The sequence below is a fragment of the Ruminococcus difficilis genome, assembly GCF_016680995.1.
In genome coordinates this window covers 1-5,500 of the sequence record NZ_JAEQMG010000073.1, presented here as the reverse complement: position 1 = coordinate 5,500, position 5,500 = coordinate 1, and the positions used below count along the sequence as shown (strand labels likewise).

Below are 5,500 nucleotides of genomic sequence, written 5' to 3'. Positions count from 1 at the left end.
TAGTCCGATTTTTTGGAGAACAGAGGATAATTCGGCTGTCTGCGCCTCGGTTTGGAACGGAGGAATCACCGCCGCCTGACGCTTGGTAAAGTCGACGCTGTCGAGCAGCTTTGAGTATTCAACGCTGTCGAAGTTCCTGACGTACGAGTCGAAATCGCCGTCGGGCATGATGAAAAGCGCCTTGAGCGGATTGTTCGCGGTGTATTTTACTATTCCGCGCGCGTTGCCGCTCTGCATCGAAAGCTCCTCAGCCTCAAGCGATTGGTTAAGCCAGACGTCCGAGAGGTTAAGCTCGGAGTATGAGGCGACGCTCTCGTCGCCCGAAAGGGTGATTTTATCGCCGAGGTAGTCGGTGAGCTTGTCTGCGCCGGAAGAAAAGTCGTAGCGGATAATGTCGTCGCCGTAAAAATCGGCGTTTGCCTGTAAAAACGCGGTTTTAATGTCGCTCTTGTCGTTGATGAACAGAGCGCCGCCGAGCGTGAGGGTTTTAGTCCCGTCCTTTTTGCCGGTTTCCCGGGCGCGCGCGATCCTGCCGACGTTTTCCATGCGGCTCTTGAAGTACGAGCTGCAGGTGTTATATGAATCGAGGTCAAGCTCTCCGCCGAGAGCGAGAAGGATCTCTGAGCGCGAGTCGCCCTTCGCGCCGTTTGCGAGCAGTCCGAGCTGAACCGCGGCGCTCGCCGGAGTCAGCGAGACCGCCTTGCCGTCGTAGGAATTTCTGAGAAGCTTCAGCGAGAAGCCCGTAACGGTGTTCGCGAAGCTGTTGTATGACGAGGGAGCCTCGCGGCAGCCGTCGGAGTAGTTAAAGGTCGCCGAGGTATCCTTGCTGCGCTTTACTCCGTTTGACAGTATCTCGCTGTCCGGGAAGCCGCCCGCAGACGAGCAAGCCGCAAGGCAGACGCAGAGCGCTGCGGAAATTATTGCCGTAAGCTTTTTCATATATTATCCTCGCCGTAGAGCTTTTTCGCGAGGTTAAAGATATCCTCAGCCGCGTTGGGAAGCGCGAGTCTGCGGCAGCTTTCCTTCATTGCGCTGAGCCTTTCGGGTGAGCGGAGCAGCTCAAGTATCTCGTCTGCGCCGTTCTTCTTGTCAACAAGGAAAGCGGCGTTTTGCTTGAGCAAAAAGTCTACGTTGTCCGCTTCCTGACCGGGGAAGGCGCTGTAAATAGCCATCGGCAGGCTGCACGCGATGCTCTCGGTAACGGTCAGGCCGCCGGGCTTTGTAACGATCAGATCGGCGATGTGCATGTAATCCTCAACGTTGTCGACAAAGTAGAGAAGCTTTGTGTTTTTGGAGGTGCCAAGCTCCTGGATTTTTTTGTCGAGGTGGTCGAAAAGGCGGATGTTTCTGCCCGTGATGACTACGATCTGGATTTTCTCGCTTTTCTTTGCGAGCTGCTCGTAGAAATCGAGAACTCCCGTCACGCCGAAGGAGCCTGCCATCATAAGTACGATCGGGTAATCGGGATTGAGCCTTTCGCGGTGACAGATTTCCTCCTTTGTTTCGCTCACCGAGAAGCGGTCGAAGGTCGGGATTCCCAGCGGAAAGATCTTGCTTTCGGGAACGTCGTACTCCTCGCAGAGCTTGCGCTTCATCTGCGGCTCGGCGAGAACGAACGCGTCGATATTAGGCGAAATGTAGGTGCGGTGGGAGTCGTAGTCGGTAATAAGGCTGATGACCTTCGCGTGAATTTTGCCTTTTCCTTTGAGGCGCGAAACCATGTTGGTGATAAAGGCGTGGCAGATTATGATGATATCGGGATTGTACTTCTCAATGACCTCGAGGAGCTTTGTAGCCATAATCTCGTTCGACTTCACAACCGCCTTTGCAATAGGCTTGCTCTCGTCGGTGAGGCGGTAGAGCTTGCCGTAAACGGAGGGAGTTTTGGTCGCCATAATATGGTAGCCCTTGCAAACGGTCTTGTCGTAAAACTTGCCTATAGCCTTCATGCCGTCGACCACGTTAACGGTGGTTTCGGGACTCGTCGACTGAATTTTAGCTTCAATAGCAGCCGCCGCGCGTTTATGGCCGCCGCCGGTGGACGCTGTAAAAATTAAAATATTCATATCCATTCCTCTGTGTTTTTCACGTTTCGGGTTTATTTAGCTGTAGATGTACATAATAATATTATACTTTTTATCGCGGAGGATTTCAACAGATAATTTAAAATATCTGACTAATTTTAATATTATACAAAAAAAGAAATGAAATGAGCGATTAAATTTCTTTATTTACCAATTTATTTTTGGAATTTTTTATTGTAGAATAATACTGTATCAGAATAAGAAAAATTAACCTTATTTATAGACGAGCATTGTGATTCAGGGGTGAATTATGAGCATAAACAATAGTAATCAGAGCAACGACTACGTAGTTCTGGGAAACGACGGACTGATAGATATTTCCTCCGGTACGCCGATTGCCGCTGAAGGCTACAGCGACGGCTTTGGCGCCGGCGGCCCCTCTAATCCTAACGGCGGAAAAAAGAAGATAGTCATCATCTCGGCGGTCGCCGCTGCGGTTGTCGTGGTTTTGGGCGCTGCGGGAGTTTTGCTTTTTCAGAATCTCAACAAGGAGTCCGAAGCCGCAAAGCAGTCGGAAGAGTTCATGTACGCTGAAAACACCGTGGTTTCGGGCGTGGACATTTCCAACAGAACCGTGGAGCTTGCAAAAAAGCTTCTCGAGCGCAACGAGGATAAGTTCGTCACTCCCATTACCTTTGATATCGACGTCAACGGAAAGAATTTTCAGCTCAAGGAAGCTGATTTCACCTATACCTATAATATAGACGACGTTCTCGCTCAGATCAAGAGCGACACGGAGAAGAATCAGCTTGCGACCGACGAAAACGGCAAGACCACCTACACAATAACGGCTGCCGTTGTCGACGATTCGATCACCAAAAACGTCAGCAAGCTCTGTGAGGAGAACGACTCCGAGCCTAAAAACGCATATGTGACCGACTTTAAGCCGTACAGCGAGAACCGTTTCAGCTTTGAGGAGGCGGTTAACGGAATCAAGGTGGACGCAAAGGATCTCAGCACAAAGATCAAGGACGGTTTCAGCAAGGGCAACAGCGTAAGCAAGATCGCCGCCGTTACCGAGACATTAAAGGCTGATATGGACGCCGAAACGCTTGAGTCCAAGCTCGTTAAGCTCTCAACCTACGAGACCTACTCCACCAACACCGAAAACGGCACCTCAAATATGAAGGTCGCTCTTTCCGCGTGCAACGGCTCCGTTATCAAACCGGGCGAAAACTGGTCGTTCAACAGCTGCACAGGCGACTCAAACCTCGAGTCGAACGGCTACAAGTCAGCCCATGTAATTTCCGAGGGCAAGATCATCGACGGCATTGGCGGCGGTATCTGTCAGGCAAGCTCCACGATTTACAACGCGGCGGTACGCGCAAATCTGGAGATCGAGGAGCGTCACAACCATCAGTGGGCTTCTTCCTACGTTCCCACGGGTCTTGACGCGACTATCGACTATCCCAACCTCGACCTCGTTTTAAGCAATCCCACAAAATATCAGATGTTCCTCGAATGCAGGGTTGAGGGCAGCACGCTTTACGCCTCGTTCTGGGGGGTTAAGTCAGACAAGTGGGACGACATCCATACCCGCAACGAGGTCACCGACCAGGGCAGCAAGTCCTACACCGTCAGAGCGTGGCGAATCTACCTCAAGGACGGCAAGGAGGTAGACAGCGAGGAGCTCTTCAAGTCCACCTACGATTTGGATTACGGCGTTGTGTTCATCGCGGCTGACAACGATGCCAAGCTCGGCGGCTCAGGCAGCGACAGTAACAGTTCAGGCGACAACGACAGCTATTACGACGGCGGCGGCGGTGGCGGCGGCGGTTCGCAGTCCTCGACTCCGCAGAGCAGCGACAGCGATCCCGTTGTTGAAACAGATCCGCCTTCAAGCAGCGACGCCTCAAGCGATACTCCGTCGCAAAGCTCGCAGGAGGAACCTCCGGTTGTTCCCGAAGAAGCAGGCGGAGAAGGAGAATAAAAAATCAGGGTTCGGCACTGCCGGACCCTTTATTTTATCCTATTGAGTTTTCCTTTGCATTTGCCGCAGCGGTAGCGCTCCGGGTGCTGAATCAGCGGCGACAGCTTCTGCCTGCCGTATTCCGTGCCGCAGCTTTCGCAGCGAACAAGGTAATTTGCCTTTGGCAGCAGCTCCTCGGGAATCTCTCTGTCCCCGGCGGCTGCAGCGCGCTTTATGTTCAGCCCGTAGGCGGCGTTGACCCTTTCGGCGTAAGCCTTCCACCTGCCCGTGTGCTTCATACAGCCGTAGCAGGTGTGAAGAAGCTCGTGGCAGAGCGTGTTTTTCAGGCTTTCCTCGGGAGTGCGCTCGTCGAGCAGCAGGTGAGAGATCTCGATTTCGTACTGACTGCCCTTTTTGCGGCAAAGACCCAGCCGCGAGGTCGCACGGGCGTTCACGGTAAATCGAACGTCTTTGGCGTATCGAATGCCCAAACGGTCAAGACCCGCCATACATTCAGCGGCATATTTCAGTAAATCACGCATAGTTTTCCTTTCGTCGCATATAATGTAAAGGATTTTGAAAAAACTCCTTGACACAGACCGCGTTTGATGCTATAATACTATTTGTTACGGCGACATAGCCAAGTGGTAAGGCACGAGTCTGCAAAACTCTGATGCGGCGGTTCAAATCCGCCTGTCGCCTCCAAGCGTGAGCGTTTCCTTTCGGAAGCGCTCTTTTTCTTTGCTTCCGATAAATTTCACCCCGCTCTTTTCGGAACGGGGTGTTGTTATGGGAGTCTCAAATAATTCAATGTCGTGCTTATGCGCGGTAAGGAATTATTAGAGGTTCCCATATTTTATTCGGTTGCTTCCGCGCGGTTGATGGCGTTGAGAACGCCGAGCACCGAAGCTACGTTTACGTTCGCGTCAATGCCGATGCCGAAGATGTTCTTGCCGTCGGGCTTTCTCAGCTCGATGTACGAGACCGCCTTTGAGTCGGAACCCTGCGAAATCGCGTGCTGACTGTAGGAGATGAACTCGTACTTGTCGATACCGACCGATTTCAGCGCGTTGAAGAAGGCGTCGATCGGGCCGTTGCCGGTACCCTGCAGTTTAAGCTCGGTGCCGTCGTCAAGCTTCATTCTGCCCTTGAAGTGAACGTAGTCCTTGCCGAACTCGCTTTCCTCGTAAATCTTTCTTCTGGTGAGGGTGTACTTCATCGGGTGCTCGAGGTAGTTCTGCTCGAATACCTCAAACAGCTCTTTCGGAATCAGCTCGCGCTCGAGAGCCTCGCATTTTGCCTGAACGAGCTTTGAAAATTCGGGGTGCATGCGCTTGGGCAGATCGTAGCCGAAGTTGTTGCTCATAACAAACGCCGCGCCGCCCTTGCCGGACTGAGAATTGATGCGGATGATCGGCTCGTACTCTCTGCCGACGTCGGCAGGGTCGATCGGCAGATACGGGATCTCCCAGTAATCGGTGCCGCTTTCCTTCATGTACTGATAGCC

At 52.4% G+C, this 5,500-nt stretch carries 5 protein-coding genes and 1 tRNA gene; 2 read left to right on the top strand and 4 right to left on the bottom strand.

Going from position 1 to position 5,500, the window contains the following annotated elements; translation table 11 throughout:
• Both JKK62_RS08450 and JKK62_RS08445 read right to left on the bottom strand, forming a co-directional pair.
• Nucleotides 1-939 (bottom strand): serpin family protein (locus tag JKK62_RS08450; protein WP_279380616.1); only part of this gene is annotated, 939 nt, incomplete at its 3' end.
• Nucleotides 936-2,066 (bottom strand): MGDG synthase family glycosyltransferase, encoded by a 1,131-nt coding sequence (locus JKK62_RS08445; protein WP_201427538.1) that lies wholly within the window; start codon nt 2,064-2,066, stop codon nt 936-938. The genes JKK62_RS08445 and JKK62_RS08450, both read right to left, overlap by 4 nt.
• Nucleotides 2,067-2,334: 268 nt before the next feature.
• Here JKK62_RS08445 and JKK62_RS08440 point away from each other — a divergent pair, with 268 nt between their 5' ends.
• Nucleotides 2,335-4,014: a VanW family protein gene (locus tag JKK62_RS08440; RefSeq protein WP_201427537.1), complete on the top strand. Its 1,680-nt coding sequence runs from the start codon at nt 2,335-2,337 to the stop codon at nt 4,012-4,014.
• A gap of 29 nt (nt 4,015-4,043) precedes the next feature.
• Here the strand turns inward: JKK62_RS08440 and JKK62_RS08435 are convergent, their stop codons facing one another.
• Nucleotides 4,044-4,535 (bottom strand): SprT-like domain-containing protein, encoded by a 492-nt coding sequence (locus JKK62_RS08435; protein WP_201427536.1) that lies wholly within the window; start codon nt 4,533-4,535, stop codon nt 4,044-4,046.
• Between the two features lie 88 nt (nt 4,536-4,623).
• Between JKK62_RS08435 and JKK62_RS08430 the strand changes: the two genes are divergently transcribed.
• A tRNA-Cys gene (locus tag JKK62_RS08430) sits at nt 4,624-4,698 on the top strand.
• 151 nt (nt 4,699-4,849) lie between these two features.
• On the opposite strand, the gene JKK62_RS08425 is transcribed toward JKK62_RS08430, so the two are convergent.
• A partial coding sequence (locus tag JKK62_RS08425; protein WP_279380615.1) for an alpha-isopropylmalate synthase regulatory domain-containing protein occupies nt 4,850-5,500 on the bottom strand: 651 nt, incomplete at its 5' end.